The 19834-nt window shown below is 41.0% G+C and carries 16 protein-coding genes, 1 pseudogene and 1 riboswitch; of the genes and pseudogenes, 13 read left to right on the top strand and 4 right to left on the bottom strand.

Going from position 1 to position 19834, the window contains the following annotated elements; genetic code table 11:
* Positions 1-64 precede the first annotated feature (64 nt).
* Positions 65-1009 (top strand): siderophore ABC transporter substrate-binding protein, encoded by a 945-nt coding sequence (locus Q8G36_RS00920; protein ID WP_423806837.1) that lies wholly within the window; start codon positions 65-67, stop codon positions 1007-1009.
* 1064 nt (positions 1010-2073) lie between these two features.
* Complete coding sequence (locus tag Q8G36_RS00925) at positions 2074-4041, top strand: LTA synthase family protein (RefSeq protein ID WP_305158552.1); 1968 nt, start codon at positions 2074-2076, stop codon at positions 4039-4041.
* Positions 4042-4102: 61 nt separating this feature from the next.
* On the opposite strand, the gene Q8G36_RS00930 is transcribed toward Q8G36_RS00925, so the two are convergent.
* Positions 4103-4723, bottom strand: coding sequence for an RraA family protein (locus Q8G36_RS00930; RefSeq protein WP_305158553.1), 621 nt, complete (start codon positions 4721-4723; stop codon positions 4103-4105).
* Positions 4724-5271: 548 nt separating this feature from the next.
* Positions 5272-5451, bottom strand: a complete 180-nt coding sequence (locus tag Q8G36_RS00935; RefSeq protein ID WP_034310080.1) for a hypothetical protein — start codon at positions 5449-5451, stop codon at positions 5272-5274.
* Positions 5452-5569: 118 nt separating this feature from the next.
* Between Q8G36_RS00935 and Q8G36_RS00940 the strand changes: the two genes are divergently transcribed.
* The 7 genes and pseudogenes from Q8G36_RS00940 to Q8G36_RS00970 all read left to right on the top strand — a co-directional run bounded on the left by Q8G36_RS00940 (position 5570) and on the right by Q8G36_RS00970 (position 12552).
* A complete protein-coding gene (locus Q8G36_RS00940) occupies positions 5570-5899 on the top strand; it encodes a DUF948 domain-containing protein (RefSeq protein ID WP_305158554.1) in 330 nt (109 codons plus the stop codon).
* A 130-nt stretch (positions 5900-6029) separates the two neighbouring features.
* A pseudogene (locus Q8G36_RS00945) lies at positions 6030-6309 on the top strand (DMT family transporter).
* Between the two features lie 54 nt (positions 6310-6363).
* On the top strand, positions 6364-6912 hold the full coding sequence (locus Q8G36_RS00950) for a YhcN/YlaJ family sporulation lipoprotein (protein ID WP_305158555.1): 549 nt from the start codon (positions 6364-6366) through the stop codon (positions 6910-6912).
* A gap of 161 nt (positions 6913-7073) precedes the next feature.
* Positions 7074-8585: a spore germination protein gene (locus tag Q8G36_RS00955; RefSeq protein ID WP_370694002.1), complete on the top strand. Its 1512-nt coding sequence runs from the start codon at positions 7074-7076 to the stop codon at positions 8583-8585.
* 23 nt (positions 8586-8608) lie between these two features.
* Positions 8609-9709 carry a GerAB/ArcD/ProY family transporter gene (locus tag Q8G36_RS00960; RefSeq protein WP_305158557.1) on the top strand — a complete coding sequence of 367 codons (1101 nt, stop codon included), beginning with the start codon at positions 8609-8611 and terminating at the stop codon, positions 9707-9709.
* Positions 9706-10788, top strand: coding sequence for a Ger(x)C family spore germination protein (locus Q8G36_RS00965; protein WP_305158558.1), 1083 nt, complete (start codon positions 9706-9708; stop codon positions 10786-10788). The genes Q8G36_RS00960 and Q8G36_RS00965 overlap by 4 nt, the downstream gene beginning before the upstream one ends.
* An 84-nt stretch (positions 10789-10872) precedes the next feature.
* Positions 10873-12552, top strand: a complete 1680-nt coding sequence (locus tag Q8G36_RS00970) for a glycoside hydrolase family 13 protein (protein WP_305158559.1) — start codon at positions 10873-10875, stop codon at positions 12550-12552.
* A 50-nt stretch (positions 12553-12602) separates the two neighbouring features.
* Here the strand turns inward: Q8G36_RS00970 and Q8G36_RS00975 are convergent, their stop codons facing one another.
* Positions 12603-14054, bottom strand: a complete 1452-nt coding sequence (locus tag Q8G36_RS00975) for an amino acid permease (protein ID WP_305158560.1) — start codon at positions 14052-14054, stop codon at positions 12603-12605.
* A 96-nt stretch (positions 14055-14150) separates the two neighbouring features.
* Positions 14151-14335, bottom strand: a riboswitch (Lysine riboswitch).
* A gap of 230 nt (positions 14336-14565) precedes the next feature.
* Positions 14566-15528 carry a LacI family DNA-binding transcriptional regulator gene (locus tag Q8G36_RS00980; protein WP_305158561.1) on the bottom strand — a complete coding sequence of 321 codons (963 nt, stop codon included), beginning with the start codon at positions 15526-15528 and terminating at the stop codon, positions 14566-14568.
* Positions 15529-16270: 742 nt separating this feature from the next.
* Here Q8G36_RS00980 and Q8G36_RS00985 point away from each other — a divergent pair.
* The 4 genes from Q8G36_RS00985 to Q8G36_RS01000 are packed head-to-tail and all read left to right on the top strand — an operon-like array spanning position 16271 to position 19756.
* On the top strand, positions 16271-17194 hold the full coding sequence (locus Q8G36_RS00985; RefSeq protein WP_305158562.1) for a metal ABC transporter solute-binding protein, Zn/Mn family: 924 nt from the start codon (positions 16271-16273) through the stop codon (positions 17192-17194).
* A gap of 12 nt (positions 17195-17206) precedes the next feature.
* Entirely contained in the window at positions 17207-17962 is a 756-nt protein-coding gene (locus tag Q8G36_RS00990; RefSeq protein ID WP_305158563.1) for a metal ABC transporter ATP-binding protein, read from the top strand.
* 10 nt (positions 17963-17972) lie between these two features.
* Positions 17973-18896 (top strand): metal ABC transporter permease, encoded by a 924-nt coding sequence (locus Q8G36_RS00995; RefSeq protein WP_305158564.1) that lies wholly within the window; start codon positions 17973-17975, stop codon positions 18894-18896.
* Entirely contained in the window at positions 18893-19756 is an 864-nt protein-coding gene (locus Q8G36_RS01000) for a metal ABC transporter permease (RefSeq protein ID WP_305158565.1), read from the top strand. The genes Q8G36_RS00995 and Q8G36_RS01000 overlap by 4 nt, the downstream gene beginning before the upstream one ends.
* Positions 19757-19834 lie beyond the last annotated feature (78 nt).

The following is a 19834-nucleotide window of genomic DNA, read 5'->3' on the forward strand; positions in this document are numbered from 1 at the left end:
ACTCTGTGAAGGTGAGGATTCAATATGTAATTTTAAATAAAAAATTTTCGAGGTGACCATAATGATTAAGAAATTATCTTTACTGCTTTTGGTTGCAATGCTGGCTGTAGTGGCTGTAGCTTGTGGATCAGATAAGGAAAAAGAAGAATCAAGCGCGAAAAAAGAAAGTGCTAAAAGCGAAGAAATTACAGTTAAGCACCAACTAGGCGAAACGAAAGTAAAAACAAACCCTGAAAAAGTCGTTGTATTCGATATGGGTGCTCTTGATACTCTTGATAAATTGGGTGTGGAAGTGGCAGCTGTCCCTCATGATGGCCTTCCAAAATACCTTTCTAAATATGAAGGTACAACTGAAAATGCCGGCGGATTAAAAGAACCTGACTTCGAAAAAATCAACGAAATCGCTCCTGACTTAATCCTTATTTCTGGCCGACAATCTGAAGCGTATAAAGAATTAAGCAAAATTGCCCCTACTGTTTTTGTGGGTGTAGATACAACAAAGTATATGGAATCATTTGAAGAAAACGTAACACTTTTGGGTAAAATCTTCGATAAAAAAGACGAAGCAGCTAAAGAATTGGCAAGTGTTGAAGAAAACATCAATGCTTTGAAAGAAAAAGCTCCAACTGACAAAACTGGTTTAATCGTTCTTGCCAGCGGTGGAAAAGTAAGTGCTTACGGACCTGATTCAAGATTTGGAATCATCCATGATGTATTCGGAGTACCTGCAGTAGATGAAAAATTGGAAGTATCGACACATGGTCAAAGTATTTCTTTCGAATACATTGCTGAAAAGAATCCTGACTACCTATTCGTTGTAGACAGAGATGCGGTTGCCGGTGATGGAGCTGCAGCAAAAGAAACTGTTGAAAATGACATTGTAAAAAATACAAAAGCATTTAAAGAAGGTAACATCATTTATCTAGACCCTAACTACTGGTACTTATCAGGCGGCGGTTTAGAATCTGTTAACGCTATGGTTAAAGAAGTTTCAGAAGGCATTAAGTAATATAAATATGGTTAAAGGAAATCCTGTCCTCGATCGAGGGCAGGATTTTTTATTTTTTATAATAAAGCTGGATGAAACCAATATACTAACAAAGGGGACTAAAAGAATTCTTATAAAACACAGGTAAGCTTATAAGGCGCCCATAACCCAATTAAGGGGAATGAAAAGGACAAGGGCCATATTCAACACCTGTTGCCGCAGCTATGGCTCATATGGGCTCCTAACGAAAGAATATAACCCTTCAGCCAATATGAAAAAATCAGTTTCTTCCTATTATAATGACAAATGTATGGAAACTTGAGACTTTCCGGTTCCAGGAGGGGTTTTTAAATTGTAATTTAAGTGAAATTTGGTAAATTGAATCTTATATGGATGATAAAAATTATCCTGGAAAGTAAAATATAAAAACATTATGATCATCATTTTCAGAAAAAAATTTTTGAAGGGAATGATGTCGATATTACACGAAACTCATTTGTTATTTTATGGGATTTCAGAGCGGCAGGACGCAATAATAAACGGGTCAAACTTTTGCAGGCTTGGATTTTGAATGGGGTAACAAAAGTGCGGAGGAGAGATGCATCCATGTAACCGGCAATCCATTTACAAATGTCGAATTATCGGGAAAGAAATCCTGGGAATTTCAATAGCCTTCAATAATTTAAGGTTTATATCTTTACATATTTTGTAATGTACTGGTTTTTTTATAAAGAGTCGTTTATAATGGAAAAGGCTCAAGGACGTGAAATTAAAAGTGACTGTCATCCGCAGTCACCCTAAAAAGTTACGGTAATATTTATTGGATTAAGACATGGAGTTCCTATATATTTGTTATAGGTGCGCTGAACATTCGAGACGGGCGAAACTCTGTTGTTTTTTCAAAGGCTTTTTCATAAGCTAAAGAAGTGTTCTGGATATAAGAGTTATGGATGTGACAAAAGGTGGTTTTCACAATCTTGACTATCCAAGTGAAAGAATGCTATTATAAGGGTTCCGATTTTCCGTCTTTTGTAAGTTTGTAAAAATTTATATAAATAAACCACTAGATTAATAGAGGTGAAAGCATGAATAATTTTCTTAAAAAAAGCCGGCATTTATTTGCAGATAATATACTAGGCTTTTTCTTTATTGCAGTAGTCTTGTTTTGGATAAAAACTTATATTGGATATCGAATTGAATTTAACTTAGGTCTTGAAAATGGCCTGCAACAGTTCTTACTGTTCATAAACCCGATTAGTTCAGCCATTTTATTCTTTGGCTTGGCACTATTGGCTAGAGGCAAAAAATCGTTTAAATGGATCATCAGGTTGAACCTATTGATGTCCTTATGGTTATTCTTCAATATTGTATACTACCGTTCATTTACCGATTTCATTACATTGCCAACCTTGACGCAAGTGCAAAATGCCGGGGATTTGGGACCGAGTATTTTAGAATTATTTAAAGGTCATGATGTATTTTATTTCCTTGATACGATTCTTTTGATCGTATTGTATAGATTCAAAGACTTTAAAGTGGAAGACTTCAAAGTCAAACGCCGTACAGTTGGATTGGTTTACCTAGCGGGACTTGCAATTTTCGCCATCAATTTGGGACTTGCTGAAAAGGATCGCCCGCAATTATTATCAAGAACATTCGACCGGAACTATATCGTCAAATATTTAGGCATGTTCAACTATACGGTTTATGATGCCGTTCAGAATACTAAAACATATGCTCAGCGTGCGACTGCAAACAGCACGGATATCGCCGAAGTCGTCAACTATACGAAGGCAACAAGCGCTGAACCGAACCCTGAGTATTTTGGTGCAGCCAAAGGTAAGAATGTTATCTACCTGCATTTGGAATCGATGCAGAATTTCCTGATCGATTATAAGTTGAATGGGGAAGAAGTAACTCCATTTTTGAACTCACTTGCAGCAGATAAGTCAGATTTCATGCACTTTGATAATTTCTTCCATCAAGTAGGCCAAGGTAAAACAGCGGATGCCGAATTCATGCTTGAAAATTCCCTGTTCGGTTTACCACAGGGGGCAGCATTTACAAACCGTTCCCAAAATACGTATCAAGCAGCACCAGCGATTTTAGGACAACAAGGATACACATCTGCTGTGTTCCATGGTAATTACAAATCTTTCTGGAACCGGGATAATATGTATAAGTCTCTTGGTTTTAATCAGTTCTTCGATGCAAACCATTATAATATGGAAAATAAAGAGGAAGTACTAAGTTATGGGTTAATGGATAAGCCTTTCTTTAAGGAATCGATTCCAATGTTAGAAACGCTTAAACAGCCTTTCTATACAAAATTCATAACGGTATCTCATCATTTCCCATATACCATGGACCAGGAAAAAGCAACAATCGGTAAGCATACGACAGGCGATGCTTCCGTTGATAGTTACTTCCAAACCGCACGCTATGCCGATGAGGCGCTTAAAGAGTTTTTCGATTATCTAAAGGAATCTGGTCTATATGATAACTCGGTAATCGTTATGTATGGTGATCACTATGGTATTTCCGAAAACCATAAAGAAGCCATGTCAAAAGTGCTTGGCAAGGATGTTGGTGCATTTGAGAATGCCCAATTGCAACGTGTACCATTGTTGATTCATGTTCCAGGTGTTGAAGGTGGGGAAATGCACCAATACGGAGGACAGATTGACCTTCTCCCGACTTTATTGCATCTGTTAGGAATTGAATCTAAAGATTATGTACAATTCGGTTCCGATTTATTGTCAAAAGATCATAATGAAGTGGTACCTTTCAGGAATGGTGATTTTGTAACACCGGATGTCACTTCCATTAAAGGGAAATACTACGATACGGATACAGGGGAATTGGTCGAGGAAAATGATGCCATCCTCAATTATAAAACGAGAGCTGAAACGATGCTCAATTTATCCGACCAAGTAGTGAACGGCGACTTACTCCGTTTCTATACTCCAAATGGTTTTAAACCGATAGACCCTGCTGATTATGATTACACATATGATGAAGAAGGTTCAAAGGAAGATAAAACCGATAAATAATGCTAATGAAAAGAACAGGCAGGAAGCCATCGCTTCCTGCCTGTTTTTTATATGCGTTAGATCATGCTTTATTGGTCATCATGGCAATATACTTTCTTATTTCATCAGGCTTCCCTGCATATTTTTCAGCACGCTGTTCATCTTTCATGATTTTATCTTTTGCTTTGATCAGGATTTCTTTACCCATTGCTTGTGGCACGACCACGACTCCATCTATATCCCCTATGATAATGTCCCCTGGAAATACGGTGACACCTCCACAGGAAATGGGGATATTGGTTTGGCCAACACCTGCCTTGCCGCTTGAGGCAACAGTTGTCCCTTTGCTGAAAACAGGGAAATTCATCTCTTTAATGGCTTCAAGATCGCGAATGACTCCATCGACAACGAGGCCGCCAATTTCCATGGTCTGCATCATGCCGACAACAAAATCTCCTGCTATAGCCCGGTATGTATCACCCTTGCTGTCAACGACTATTATATCCCCAGGCCTTGCTTCGCCGATTGCTTTTAACACGGCTGAATTATCACCGACGGGCATCTGTACAGTCAAAGCTCGTCCGGCCATATGAAATTCTTCCTTTAAGGGTTTAATCACTGAATCCAGATTGCTCAACCCTTCCATTGCATCTGAAATCGCCGTGGTGGGCAAATTCCTGAACTGTTGAATGAGAGTATCCATGACTATGATTCCTCCTTTAGAGTTAACGAATATAGCCTAATTATACACATTTTTTGTAATTTTCTAATAGTATTCCGTTTGATAAAATGGTAAATGTAGTGTAATCAATATATGAAGGGGAGGGAAGTAAAGTTCTGCTGTCACAAGGGGTTCAAGTCAAATTCCTTTTTAATCAATCGATTGATTAAACTTTATAGATCATCGTTATGAAGAAATTGAAATCCCCTAGCAGTAAGGGTGAAATCCAAGTGGGCACATTATTAAACTGCTATCTCAGAAGAGTGAATATAAAGGTGTAATGGAGTTTATGCGACGGCCTTTTTGCCAGCTTGGTTTCCGTATGTACTTCTATATGATAGTTAGCATAGAAGCAGTCCTAGCAAAATTAATGTTCGAGTCTCCATGGCAGTTTGATCCGTGCAGGAACATTCTTCTAAAGCCAAGAGAAGAATGTTGTTGGATATCCTCGGTGTATTCCAGATCTGGATGCCCAATGATAGCGAAGAAATCGATATCTGAACCAGTGTGCTGGAGGTCACTAACAATCCTCAAAGCAAGAGCAGAATCAAGACGGAGGTTGCCAATGTAAGCCAAAGGGGGCTAAAAACTTCTGGATGAATGATTAAAAAAATGATTCCTGCAATAGTGGCAGCCTGCTGTATGGTCATATGTCTAATGAAGTGGATTCCAGCTTTAAAACAGGCTTTAAGCAGAGGCATTTGATTCATTTTCATTCCTCCTTTTTCTTTCAATAATATGACCAGGCATAAAAGAAAATACATGGGGATTCGTTTTCTGCTCAATTATTACGGGTATAGTAAAGGTAAAATAAAAGGAGGAATCTAGGTGGTCATTGTATATATTAGTCTTGCCCTCTTTATCGGATCGATTATCTATTTAGCGTTTTTTGCTTTTAAAACATTTAAGGATTCCAAACCGACAATTGAAAATGTGACTGAAACCGTTACACGTATCCAGGCTAAAACGGACCAGATTAAATCGGAGACGGACCAACTCGCCATGACACAGCAAGAAATCACTGAAGATGTTCAATATAAAAAAGAAGCCGTACAATATACGGTTGATGCGGCTAAAGAAATACCTGAACCCTTTAAAAATATTTGGTTTTCAATAAAAGGTGACAAGTGGAAGCTTAGAAACAGAAGCGATGCATAAGTGAAGTGTTTGATCGATTTAAAATGTACATGATAGAGTATGGAAATAATGAGTTTCTAGGGTTCCTCGGTTGAATTTTACCGGAATGGTCCAAGAGAAACGCGAATCTGCGTACACGGAGGGAAAAAAGATGGCTTGGATTCAATTGGTGATTGCAGGATTATTTGAAGTGGTATGAGCGACAAGTGTAAAGTATACCGAGGGTTTTACGAAATTAGTATCTTCTATCATCGGCGATAAAAACCCTGCCTATGGGAACAGCTTATGCAATTTGGACCGGAATAGGGGCTCTTGGGGCTGTTCTGGTAGGCATCATCGTATTTAACGAGCCTAAGGATGCGGTGCGTTTGGTATTTGTCAGTATTATTTTGGTTGGAATTATCGGATTGAAGGTCACTTCTTCTGAATAATCTATCCTCTCCTCGCAAATAGTAATGGTAAATGATTTTAGAGGAGTGAAGAAAATGAATTATAAAGCGATAGTATCAAGTGCGATGATGGCTTTAGTGATTACAGGTTGTTCACCTAATGATAACGAAGGTGCCAGTGAAAATCTTGGCTTGAATCGTACCCATCAAGATAATTTAGATAATCCGATGAATGTAAACGACACAAGACAAAATGTTAATAATAACAATAATGCTAATAATAACAACAACAATGATAATGACATAAACGATATAAGGGTCTCCGACGATATCTCAAATCGAGTGGAAGCCTTGAAGGAAGTAAATAACGCAAGCGTCATCGTTACTGAAAATAATGCCTATGTAGGAGCTGTATTAAAAGACGGCGGCGGGGATAGGGATATCTCGAATGACCTTAAAGAAAGAGTTGCTGACACAGTAAGGGAAGCCGATCCATCGGTAGACCAAGTTTATGTGTCGACAAACTCGGACTTTGTTCAAAGAATGGAAGGGTATGCGAATGATATTGAGAATGGAAAACCCGTTGCAGGATTCGCTGAAGAGTTCCGTGAACTTGTAACACGCATTTTTCCAAGCCCAAGGTAATGGGTAATCGTTAAAGAATCAAGACGTTTAAAGACTTATCCGGTGGATTCCGGATAGGTCTTTTCCTATTTTAAGGATATCAGTGAATCATGACTAACTTTAAATAGGGTGGTTACAATAATCGAGTGAACTAAAAACTTTGGACAGTGAATGGGGTGGGAATGGTGAGGTTTTTTAAGGGCAGGAGGGAAACGGATGCAGCACCCTTTCAGGTTACTTCCAAGAATTTTCAGGAACTACTTAAAAAGTTTAAAGCATCTAATGATTTTCTTACTTTCCAATTCCCGAATGATGATGGCTATACCATCTCCTACTTCAATTCACTGGTTAGTGCACAACAGCTCCATGAACAAGTACTGGCTGTCATTTCGAATCAACCAAAGAAGGATCTAAAGCAATTAAAAAGCGATATTCCGATGGAAGATATGAAATTGACGACAGATATAAAAGACATTCAAAGGCTGGTATTGGCCGGATCGGTCATGATTCAATACAAGAAAGATAATGAAATGTGTTTGCTGATTCCATGTGTCCACAGTGTGAAAAGGCAAATTTCCACACCCGAGTCGGAGTATACGGTCGTTGGGTCCAAGGAGGCCTTTGTTGAATCGCTTGATTCGAACTTGAATCTGATCCGTAACCGGTTGCCCACTCCTGAATTACAGTCCAAGGAATTTCGGGTCGGGAGCATCTCGCAAACAAGATTAGCCGTTCTCTACATAGATGGGATTGTAAATCAACAGGTCATTAATACAGTCATGCAGAGAATAGAAGATATTGAGTATGATACGATCGTCGATATTTCGTTTGTAAGCCAGATGATCACGGATAATCGGAATTCGATTTTTCCCCAACTGATTGATACGGAGCGTCCTGATCATCTTGCCAGTGTATTATCGGAAGGGAAAATAGGGATTATGTTAGATGGATCTCCTCATGCATTAGTTGGTCCCAATACCATCATTTCATTCTTTTCGTCATTTGAAGATTATTTTCAAATTTGGAATCTTGGTACTTCATTCCGTTTGATTCGTCTTTTTGCAGTGTTGTTTTCCGTTTTGTCTTCGCCTCTGTATGTTGCTGTTTTAACGTATCATTATCAAGTGATTCCAACGGATTTGCTGCCAATCTTAATATCATCCAGGGGAGTGATCCCTTTTCCGCCGATCTTGGAAGCGATCGTGCTGGAAGGGACGATCGAATTGCTGAGGGAAGCAGCGGTCAGGCTGCCTGCTAAGGTTGGCTCTACCATTGGTATTGTTGGCGGTATAGTCATCGGTACAGCCGCTGTGGAAGCGGGTTTTGTCAGTAATGTCTTGTTGATGCTTGTCGCTTTGGCCGCCTTGGCTTCATTTACGGTGCCGATTTACCAAATCAGTAATACGATTCGCCTTATCCGTTTCCCTTTTCTAATTGCAGCCCAGTTATACGGACTGTTTGGAATAGCTTTATGCAGTGCATTCATTTTAAGTCATTTATTGAAGTTGACTTCGCTTGGCAGTCCTTATTTAGACCCGCTTTACCCGTTAAGAATTCATGACTTTAAAGATAGCCTGATTCGCCTCCCTTTTTCAAAGCAGAAAAAACGCCCGCAATTTTTGCGGACGGAAAATCCACTAAGGATAAGGAAGGAGGCAGAAACAAGAAACTCCCATAGTGATATTGATGAATAAGGTGTAGGAAGCGGTGAGAAGGTATGGAAATCAAACCAAATGAAACTAAACTAATATCTCCATTTTTTGTTTTTTTCCTCATGCCCGGCATGCAGATTGGAGTAGGGATATTGGGGTTTGAACGGGTCATAGCGAAAGAGGCTGGTCAAGACGCATGGATATCTGTCCTCCTATCAGGGTTAATCATAAATGTTCTGCTTTGGATGTGTTTCAAGCTTTTAGGCAGGGGCCCCCAAACACTTGATTTGATTGCCATCCACAAGGATTTGTTTGGTAAATGGGTAGGAAATGCTTTCAATATTTTATTCATCCTCTACTTTATAATGATCTCCATCATTCTTATCAGGACTTATTTAGAAGTCATTCAAGTTTGGATGTTCCCTGGTGTTAATATCCTGATGCTAATAACCTTCATTCTTATTCTCGTGTACAGTTTTGTGACGGGAGGGTTCAGGGTCATTACTGGTTTTTGTATAATCGGGCTTATCATCGGATCGCCATTATTCCTGTTGAATTATTTCCCATTGAAGTATGCCCACTTTGAAAATTTGGGCCCTTTTCTTGATCATTCCTTTTTGGAAATCATGAAGGCCTGTAAGAAAATGACTCTGAATTACCTTGGTTTTGAATTACTCCTGATTTATTACCCATTCATTAAAAACCGTGAAAAATCGCAAAAGTGGGCCCAATTAGGGGCGTTATTTACTATGTCGATATATTTGGTATCGATTATTGTTTCATTAGCCTACTATCATCAAGATCAGCTGAAAGATGTAATTTGGGCAACTTTGACGTTATGGAAAATTGTGGACCTTCCATTCATTGAAAGGTTCGAATACATAGGTATTTCCGTTTGGCTGTTCATGGTGCTGCCGAATGTTTGCATAGGGGTTTGGGCAGCAAGCAGGACAGCGAAAAGAGTATTTGGATTTAGACAGAAAAAAGTGTTGGTTTTCATTCTGCTTATCATCTTAGTTTCCTGCATTTTTTTGGATAACCGCTATAGAATCGATAAGTTTAACACGATTAGTTCGCAAATAGGTTTTTATATCATTTATTTATATCTTCCTCTCTTATTCATATGGCAGTCTATCGTCTATAAAGGTAGGGGTCATAAATCATGAAAATCAAACTCATCTTGATTACATTTGCTTGTTTCTTGATGACAGCTTGCGGCGTGGAAAAGCAAATATTAGAAGATATTTTAATTGCTGAAGTCGTAGGTTATGATGATGCCGGAGACAAAAAAATCAAAGGTACGGTCGTTGTCGGCGTTCCCCAGCCTGGGGAGGAAGCAAATTTAGGTAAAGAAGTATATGAAGCGATCTCCCATGATATAAAGGCGGCCCGCCAGCAAGAGAATGCAAAAACACCATACCCGATTGTTGGCGGGAGACTGACAGTCATACTCTATGGTGCAGAATTGGCAGGTGATGGGTTGAATGATTATGTCGATACATATAGGCGTGACCCAATGGTGGGAAGGGATTTGTATTTAGCGGTCGCTCATGGCAAAGCGGAGGATGTAGTTAAAATGGAGCCGAAGTTGATTAAAACTCCAGGGGTCCAAGTGAAAGAGCTGATTGAACAGAATATAAGGACTAATTTGCCTGATGTAGATTTGCACAGGTATTTATATGCGAGTCATGGTAAAGGAATCGACCCGGTCTTGCCCTTATTGGAAACGGCAGAAGGAAAAATACGGGTAAAAGGGATCGCCTTGTTTAAAAAGGATCGTTATATCGGTAAATATATCCCTTATGAGGACGGATTTTTATTTAAAGTCCTTAGTGAAAACTTTAAGCTGGGGAGTTATGAAATTAAATGGAAGGAAAATGATTTTACGGATATCAATAACGTGGAGTCACGTGTCCATTATCATATCTCGAATGCCAATCAAGACCCCAAGGTCAGGATTGAAGTGAAAATGAAAGCGAGTCTGCTAGAGGTCCAAGGCTATGACTTGGGCAAAGCGGTCGACCTGAATAAAATAGAGGCCAGGGCCGAGCATGTCATTGGTAAAAAGTTAAATGAGATGGTAACCATGTTTCAGGAGAACCATATAGATCCGCTTGCACTCGGTGATCACGCTAAAAGTAAAACAAGAAATTTCGATCTAAAACATTGGGAGAAGGCATATCCCGATATTCCAATCGAGGTCGATCTGGATATTGAAATGATTCAAACGGGAATAGCCGAATAAAAGTAGAATATTCTGGAGTTTTCCCCTTTATAATAGGGTATTGGTGTAATGATTGTGTCAATGCGGCTAAAAAGGGGGAAAAGCATGGACAAAGTATGGTGGAAAGAGGCAGTTGTGTATCAAGTGTATCCAAGGAGTTTTATGGATAGTGATGGCGATGGTATTGGTGATATAAACGGGATCTTGATGAAGCTCGATTATTTACAAGAGCTGGGTGTCAACGTGATATGGCTATCCCCCGTTTATCAATCTCCCAATGATGACAATGGGTACGATATCAGTGATTATAAAGCAATCATGACTGAATTCGGGACCCTGGCTGATTTTGATAGGTTGTTGAAGGCGGTTCATGAACGTGGAATGAAGATCATGATGGACCTGGTGGTTAACCATTCTTCAGATGAACATCCGTGGTTCAAGGAATCCCGTTCCTCAAAAGATAATCCGAAACGTGATTATTATATTTGGAAACCTGGCAGGAATGGAAAAGAACCAAATAATTGGGAGTCCATTTTTAAAGGTTCAGCATGGGAATATGATGAAGGAACCGATGAATATTATTTACATTTATTCAGCAGGAAACAACCGGATTTAAACTGGGAGAACCCTAAGCTCCGTGAAGAAATCTACAACATCATGACTTGGTGGCTGGATAAGGGTGTCGATGGCTTCCGGATGGATGTCATCAACTTCCTTTCAAAAGATCAAAGCTATTCAGATGGAGCCGTTCATCATGAGAAGCAGTATGGTGATGGAAGCCCCTTTTTCCTGAATGGCCCGCGCATACATGAGTTTTTGCAGGAAATCAATCAACGGGCACTTTCTGGACATGACGTGATTACGGTTGGGGAGATGCCAGGCGTCACACCGGAGGAAGCACAATTGTTCACAGGTAAAGATCGTGGTGAGCTACATATGGTCTTTCAATTCGAACATATGGATTTGGGGAGCGGACCAGAAGGGAAATGGAGTAACGATAAATGGAAGCTAACCGATTTAAAGCGAATTCTCTCCAAGTGGCAGACTGGTTTGGAGGGGGATGGCTGGAACAGTTTATACTGGAACAACCATGATCAGCCCCGGGTTGTTTCAAGGTTTGGTCATGATGGAAAGTATCGTATTGAAAGCGCAAAGATGCTTGCCGCTTGTCTTCACATGCTTCAAGGTACACCTTATATATACCAAGGGGAAGAACTGGGCATGACCAATGTTGCATTTGAAAGCATTGATGAATACCGGGATATCGAAACATTGAATTCATACGACGAACTCGTCCTTTCACATGGCTGGTCAAAGGAGCGGATGATGTCAGCCATCCACGCCCGCAGCAGGGATAATGCGAGGACACCGATTCAGTGGAATGACTCCCGGAACGCAGGATTCACGAAAGGGACTCCTTGGATTAAGGTTAATCCCAATTTTCCCGAGATTAATGCAGAAATAGCCTACAATGATCCGAATTCCATTTTTCATTTTTATAAAAAGCTTATCCAATTACGCAAGAAACATGAAATAGTCGTTTATGGCCGTTTTGAACTGCTTTGGCCGGATGATGAACGAATATTTGCCTACACGAGATCATTTGAAGAAGAAAAGCTGTTGGTGCTATGCAACTTTAAAGAAGAGCAGGCCTCCTATACTTTGCCTGAAGAGCTGCATGCTCATTCGGCTACAAGGCTGATCGGTAATTATGATCAGGAGGAAGAAGGCATCTCCAGCAAACCCCTGCGTCCATATGAATGCCGTGTTTATCATTTGAAATGAAAAAAAGGACCTGTTCTTCTCCGATTAGAGAAGAACAGGTCCTTTGCGTATTATTTTGATTTAAGGTCACATTCCTCAAGGGGAATGATTTTCGTTTTATGCTTAATTTTATAGCCGAACCATAGGACGAAAAATAGAATCAAGCCAATGTAGGAAACAAACATTGAATTCCAGTCGATCCCATCGCTGCTGAAAGCTTGGTACCCTTGTCCGATGATAATGATTATACAAAGGACAAGGGCGAATATAGGCCCGAATGGGAAGCCTTTTGCCCGGTATGGTAAAGCATTCATATCAAGGCCTTGAGCTGCGTAGGCTTTGCGGAAACGATAATGGGCAATTGCAATCCCGACCCAGGTGACGAACCCCGCCATGCCTGAAGCGTTCAATAACCAGATATAAACGACGCCATCTCCGAAAAACGAAGCTAAGAATGCAACGCAGCCAACTAAAGAAGTCACGATTAGTGCATTTACGGGTACGCCTCTTTTATCTAACTTGCCAAGGAATTTCGGTGCTTTCCCATCACGTGCCAAGTCCCATAGCATACGGGTTGAAGCGTACATGCCAGAGTTACCGGCAGAGAGTACGGATGATAAAATGATCGCGTTCATGATGGATGCAGCAAATGCAAGGCCGGCCCGTTCAAAGACAAGCGTGAATGGACTTACGGCAACATCTTGACTCAATAAACGTGAATCCGTAAACGGAATGATCATTCCAATAACGAAAATGGCAAGGATATAGAACAAGAGGATGCGCCAGAAAACGGATCTGATCGCTTTTGGGATATTTTTTTCTGGATCTTCACTTTCACCAGCCGTCACTCCAAGCAATTCCGTTCCTTGGAATGAAAAGCCGGCAGCCATGAATACGCCTAGAATCGTGAAGAACCCTCCGTTAAAGGGACCTTCGCCCATTGTGAAATTGGAAAAACCAATTGGGTCATTCCCACCCATGATCCCGAGAATGATCAGGACACCCGTGATCAAGAAAATGACGACTGTCACGACTTTGATCATGGCAAACCAGAATTCCGTTTCCCCGAAACCTTTAACGGACATGTAATTGATAAGAAACATAGTGATTAACGCAATGGCACTCCAGATAAATGAAGGGCTATCCGGGAACCAGAACTTCATAATTAAGACAACGGCTGCCAATTCGGCGGCAATGGTGATTGCCCAGTTATACCAGTAGTTCCAACCAATCGCAAAACCGAAAGACGGATCGACGAATTTGGATGCATAGACACGAAACGAACCGGCCACTGGCATGAACGCTGCCATTTCTGCAAGACTTGTCATTAAGTAATAAACCATGATGCCGATTACCGCGTATGCCACCAAGGCACCGCCGGGACCGGCTGAATGAATGGCACCGCCACTTGCTAAAAATAAACCTGTTCCAATCGTTCCACCTAATGAAATCATCATTAAATGACGCGCTTTCAGGCTTCTTTTAAGTTCAGTAGGGCTTGATGCTGATTGTGAATTTGACAATTGATGTTACACTCCTTTTTATTGGAAGGGAACGAAAAATAAAAAAACAGCAGTCGAAAAAGATCGACGGCTGTTTGTAATAAACCCGTTTATCCTTCCGAAGATAGCTCCCCACGCTTTTTGAAAAAACGTGACAGTGGTGTTCCTGTTCGGTAACACCGCCAGCAAGAATATACATGGAATATACCCTAACTTCGGCAACTTATCCTTTCAAACGGAGTCTTTGATTTTCCAGAATCTCGTCCGTCCTACTTTTATAAGCTGCAGCCTCTAACTCATCGGTAAATGAGGAAGTATTCAATTTTCTAATATCGTTGCGTCAGCTTGTAAGTGACGTCGAACGATTATACTCATGAAATCGTAACTAGATTGCTAGTAATTGAGTAAACTTTACTATATCAAAATTATAAAATAACTTCTGTGATATCGCAATGATTATTTTATGTGGTTATTTTTTCCTAGTTAATGAATGATGGCAGTTAGGAAGAATTCAAATGACGATATACAAAAATTAAACGGTCCTCCTTTTTATAAGGGCGTAGTCCAGTTTTACATGTTTGACCACTTCAGGATTCTCAAATAGGTCCACTGCCATTTTCCCAATCCATTCCAGCGGTAAGGAAATGGTCGTAATGTCGAGCATTTCACTCAGGCTATCATTATTGAAACCGAGAATGGCCACATCTTCCGGTACCCTTATACCCGATTTCTTAGCGGTAAGAATGAAGCCTGCCGCGGTGTCATCATTCGTGATGATGAGGGCTTCAGGTTTATCTATCATTGAATTCCATTCCTGAAACAATTGTTCACCGTCTTTGATGTGATAACTGCCTTCAAACAGCCATTCTTTATTGTTTATCAGTTGATGTTTACTCATGATATCGTTAAAGGCCTTTGTACGAAGAGAACTATTTCTGCTCTTTTTACGGCCGAGGCTGTAACCAATTTTCCTATATCCCTTAGCAACCACGTACTCAAGGGCACAGGAGAAAGCTGCATAATGATCAATGCTGATGGATGAGAATTCAGCCTGGGCTGTATCTTCACATAAAATAATCGGTCCGTATTTTTGGTAATCCAAGAGGATTTTCATTTCCGAAATCCTTGAACAAACGATAATGCCATCGAGCTGCTTCATTTGCAGCATATTCAAAGCCTGGACTTCTTTCTCTCTGTCATAATTTGTTTGAAAGATGACGATATGACAGCCAATTGCATTTGCCTGTTTAGTGATTCCGTTAACGATTGCCCCGTAATAGGGGTGATTGTTGAAGGGGATGATGATGCCGATAAGATTTGTTTTGCCTTTTGAAAGATGAATGGCGTTGATGTTTCTCGAATAATTCAAACGATCGATGGCTTCTAAAACACACTTTCTTTTATCGGGGCTTACATAAGGATGATCATTCAATACACGAGACACTGTTGAGACAGATACACCAGCACATTGAGCTATTTCTTTAATATTTGTCATGGTATCACCGTTTTTTCTTTTTTTATATTGTACAGTATGAAACCCATTTCAGGGCAAGAGAACAGTGTGAGGCTGCCGAAGATTTCTTCAAATAAGGTCTTGTTCTGGTATGGGTTTCATCCTTTAAGATTTGTTTAAGTCTTAGAGGAGGAGGAGATCATGATGTTCCAAACTTTATTCACCCTGTTTGTGCTTTGCGGAATCGAATTGGGATTTGCTTACTTGGCCATTTCCTTGAAACAGGAAAAATGAGTGGCAATGCACATGGAATGCCGGTTGCCCGTCAAGAATTCCGCGGCATTACGCGTGAAATCCGCGTTTACTCGTGAATTTTGCCACTTTACTCGTGAAATCCGCGTTTACTCGTGAATTTTGCCACTTTACTCGTGAAATCTGCGCATTTACTCGTGAATTTCCCATCGGCCCGAAATAGCTTCCCTAGTTTATATTCACCATTAAAACTCCGCAATATAAATATAATTTCATCGTTACGTTCCATAGAAATGACTGGCTGTCTGGAAGCTCCCTAGTAGAGATTCCAGACGGTTTTTGTTGTGTATAAAAGTCATTGGCCTTTTTGAAATGTTTAAAAATAGTTGCACTTTTTCCGTATATTTGTGTATAGTATAAAATAAGTTGTGTAGAGGAAACTTTTTAGCATTTACGACAATGTAAAAAAATTTACACTTAGTTTTGCACATGGCAAACTATTTTTGAAAGATGAAAAAGGGAGGGAATATGGATGGGTTTTCTAAAATCTATTGGGGGCGTGCTTGCTGCATTGCTGGTTTTAACAGGGTGCGGCAATGATACGGCCGAAAAGGATAACGGCAATGGCAAGTTGGCCATTGTTACAACGACGGGAATGATTGGGGATTTGGTTGAGAATATCGGCGGTAAACATGTCGAGGTCACCAGTTTAATGGGACCGGGAGTCGACCCCCATCTATATAAAGCGACACAGGGTGATGTGGAGACACTGGATTCGGCTGATATGATTTTTTATAACGGTGTGCATCTTGAAGGGAAAATGACGGATATATTCGAAATGATGAGCAAGGATAAACCGACGATTGCCGTAACGGAGGACTTCAAGGAGAACCAACTTCGCAAAGTGAGTGAAACGGAACATGATCCCCACGTATGGTTTGATGTAAAGCTTTGGATCGTTGCGGCGGAGGCAGTTAAGAAAGAATTGATTGCCAAGGATCCGAAACATGAAGCAGAGTATCGTGAAAATCATGAGGAGTACGTTCTGCAATTGGAGGAACTTGATAAATATGTTCAAGAGGAAATTAATAAAGTACCAGAAGATCAACGGGTGCTCGTTACAGCACATGATGCTTTTGGATACTACGGGCAGTCATATGGCCTGGACGTAAGAGGGCTCCAAGGGATCAATACTTTATCGGAATATGGATCAAAAGATGTGACGGATATGCGGAATTATCTTGTGGAGAACAAAATAAAAGCGATTTTCATTGAGTCAAGCGTACCAAGGAAGGCTATCGAGGCTGTCATTCAAGGAGCAGGTAAGCAGGGCCACAAAGTGGAAATCGGCGGTGAATTGTTCTCGGATGCCATGGGTGAAAAAGGGACGGAAGAAGGAACGTATATCGGAATGGTCCGTCATAATACCGACACCATCGTCCGGGCTTTGAAATAAGGGGGAGAAACTATGAATCAAGCAGCTTTGAAGGTCGAGAATTTAACAATTGCTTATCATAAGAAGCCGGTTGTCGAAGATGTCTCATTTGAGGTGCCGGAAGGGAATTTAATCGGTATCATAGGCCCCAATGGAGCAGGGAAGTCCACTTTGATAAAGGGAATACTCGAATTGATCCCAAAAATATCGGGACAAATCACAATAAAGGGATCTACTTATAAATCGATGAGGAAGAGTATCGGCTATGTACCACAGCGGGAGTCAGTTGATTGGGATTTTCCGACCAACGCACTCGATGTCGTGATGATGGGCAGATATGGTCATCTCGGATGGCTGAAGCGACCAGGTAAGTCCGAAAGGCAGAAGGGGATGGAGTGCCTGGAAAAGGTGGGGATGGCTGAATACGCTAACCGCCAGATCAGCCAGCTATCAGGTGGACAGCAGCAACGGATATTCCTGGCTCGTGCATTGGCACAGGAAGCGGATATTTACTTTATGGATGAACCGTTCGTAGGGGTGGATGCCGCAACAGAGAAAGCAATCATACAATTGCTTATGGAATTGAAGGAAAAAGGCAAAACCGTTCTTGTTGTGCACCATGATCTATCCACCGTGAAGGAATATTTCGACTGGACGATGTTATTGAATAAAAAGGTGATGAAAATAGGTCCGACAGATGAAGTGTTCATTCCCGAATACTTACAGGCAACCTATGGAGGCCGCCTAGCGATACTATCAGACACTAAGTCCGGCCTTTTATTAAAATGAGGTGTACACGATGAACATACTGGATATTATTACTGATCCAAATACAAGGTGGATATTGCTTGGCACGATGTTCCTCGGATTAAGCAGCGGGGTCATCGGCAGCTTTGCCTACCTCAGAAAGCAGTCTTTGCTTGGCGACACGCTTGCACATGCAGCGTTACCCGGTATCTGTGTCGCCTTTATGTTAACTGGAGTGAAATCTACTTCCTACTTTCTAATAGGTGCTGGCCTGGCTGGCTTAGTGGCTGTCTTCTTGATCAGTGTGCTTACGAGATACAGTAAGATCAAGCAGGATGCGGCCTTGGGAATCGTCTTATCTTCTTTCTTTGGCTTCGGAATTGTCATGCTTACGCAGATCCAGCAGAGCGAGTATGGAAACCAGAGTGGATTGGATACGTTTTTATTCGGGCAGACGGCGTCAATGGTCATGTCCGATGTATATATGATGATGACGGTTTCCTTTATTCTCATTTTCACTTGTACCGTATTTTTTAAAGAATTCAAATTACTGTCCTTTGACCCTGGGTTTGCTAAGGGGATGGGATTGCCGGTTGTTTTTCTGGATTATTTCATCATGATGCTGATCGTGGCAGCTGTGGTGATCGGTATCCAGGCGGTAGGCGTCGTATTGATGGCATCTTTACTGATCACGCCTGCGGTTTCTGCGAGGTATTGGACGGAGCGGCTGCATATCATGGTCATCCTGTCTGGTATATTCGGAATGTTGAGCGGTGTGTCTGGAACGTTGATCAGTACATCGGTCAATGATTTGCCAACAGGACCGTTAATTGTCTTATCCGCGACGGTATGGTTTTTCTTTTCCATGCTTTTTGCACCTAAACGTGGAGTGCTTTCATCTATATGGAGAAGGGTATCGACGAAAAAGAAATATTCTCTCGAACAGGATAGAAGGAAAGGGAGCCACTCATCATGAATGATTTTTGGATTATCTTAGTCGGAGCATTAGTGGCGGGTTCTTGCAGTGTATTAGGATGCTTTTTGATAGTCAGGAAAATGACGTTGATTGGGGATGCCATCAGTCATTCCGTTTTGCCGGGAATCGTACTGGCATTTTTAATAACAGGGACCCGTGACTCTGTTCCAATGCTTATCGGTGCTGCTGCGCTCGGTTTGCTTACCGTATTCTTGATCCAGCTTTTCCAATCGTCAGGCGTTCAATCTGACGCAGCGATCGGGATTGTATTCACTTCCCTTTTTGCAATGGGGATCGTACTCGTGAGCTTGTATACGCAACAAATAGATTTTGACCTGGAACATGTCCTTTATGGTGAAATAGCCTATACTCCCTGGAACACGATGACAATCGCGGGAATCGAAGCTGGACCAAAAGCTGTTTGGATAGTTGGCAGTTGTTTTATCCTGAACCTCATACTGATCTTCCTTTTCTTCAAACAGTTTAAACTCGTGTCATTTGACCCATCACTTGCGGCTGCAATGGGAATTCCTGTCCTGTTCTTTCATTATTTATTGATGAGCCTCATTTCACTTACAACTGTAGCTTCTTTTGATAGTGTAGGTTCCATTTTAGTAGTTGGAATGCTCATCATACCTGCGGCAACGGCTTATCTGCTGTCAGACCGTTTAAGCCGCATGATATTGGTCAGTATCGGGGTCGGGGTGCTAAGTTCCGTCACCGGCTATTATTCAGCCACCATTTTGGATGCCTCGATATCAGGTTGCATGGTGGGTTCGGCTGCCATATTATTCGGATTGGCCTTTCTCTTTTCCCCGAGCCATGGATTGGTCAGCAGAATGTTGAACCGGAAAAAATAAAAGGAATCATATGCATAGCTCCCCCTGCCTACAGGCTTCATGGAAATAACTCCATGAAGCCTGTAAACTATTCTTCTA

This window comes from Peribacillus frigoritolerans (assembly GCF_030676415.1).
GTDB lineage: Bacteria > Bacillota > Bacilli > Bacillales > DSM-1321 > Peribacillus > Peribacillus frigoritolerans_A.

Bases quoted from the DNA above. Each gene is read 5' to 3' on its own strand.
- Q8G36_RS00925 (WP_305158552.1), top strand. From the start codon at position 2,074: ATGAATAATTTTCTTAAAAAAAGCCGGCATTTATTTGCAGATAATATA.
- Q8G36_RS00955 (WP_370694002.1), top strand. From the start codon at position 7,074: ATGGTGAGGTTTTTTAAGGGCAGGAGGGAAACGGATGCAGCACCCTTT.
- Q8G36_RS00965 (WP_305158558.1), top strand. From the start codon at position 9,706: ATGAAAATCAAACTCATCTTGATTACATTTGCTTGTTTCTTGATGACA.
- Q8G36_RS00990 (WP_305158563.1), top strand. From the start codon at position 17,207: ATGAATCAAGCAGCTTTGAAGGTCGAGAATTTAACAATTGCTTATCAT.
- Q8G36_RS00970 (WP_305158559.1), top strand. From the start codon at position 10,873: ATGGACAAAGTATGGTGGAAAGAGGCAGTTGTGTATCAAGTGTATCCA.
- Q8G36_RS00985 (WP_305158562.1), top strand. From the start codon at position 16,271: ATGGGTTTTCTAAAATCTATTGGGGGCGTGCTTGCTGCATTGCTGGTT.
- Q8G36_RS00950 (WP_305158555.1), top strand. From the start codon at position 6,364: ATGAATTATAAAGCGATAGTATCAAGTGCGATGATGGCTTTAGTGATT.
- Q8G36_RS01000 (WP_305158565.1), top strand. From the start codon at position 18,893: ATGAATGATTTTTGGATTATCTTAGTCGGAGCATTAGTGGCGGGTTCT.
- Q8G36_RS00935 (WP_034310080.1), bottom strand. From the start codon at position 5,451: ATGAATCAAATGCCTCTGCTTAAAGCCTGTTTTAAAGCTGGAATCCAC.
- Q8G36_RS00960 (WP_305158557.1), top strand. From the start codon at position 8,609: ATGGAAATCAAACCAAATGAAACTAAACTAATATCTCCATTTTTTGTT.
- Q8G36_RS00930 (WP_305158553.1), bottom strand. From the start codon at position 4,723: ATGGATACTCTCATTCAACAGTTCAGGAATTTGCCCACCACGGCGATT.
- Q8G36_RS00995 (WP_305158564.1), top strand. From the start codon at position 17,973: ATGAACATACTGGATATTATTACTGATCCAAATACAAGGTGGATATTG.
- Q8G36_RS00980 (WP_305158561.1), bottom strand. From the start codon at position 15,528: ATGACAAATATTAAAGAAATAGCTCAATGTGCTGGTGTATCTGTCTCA.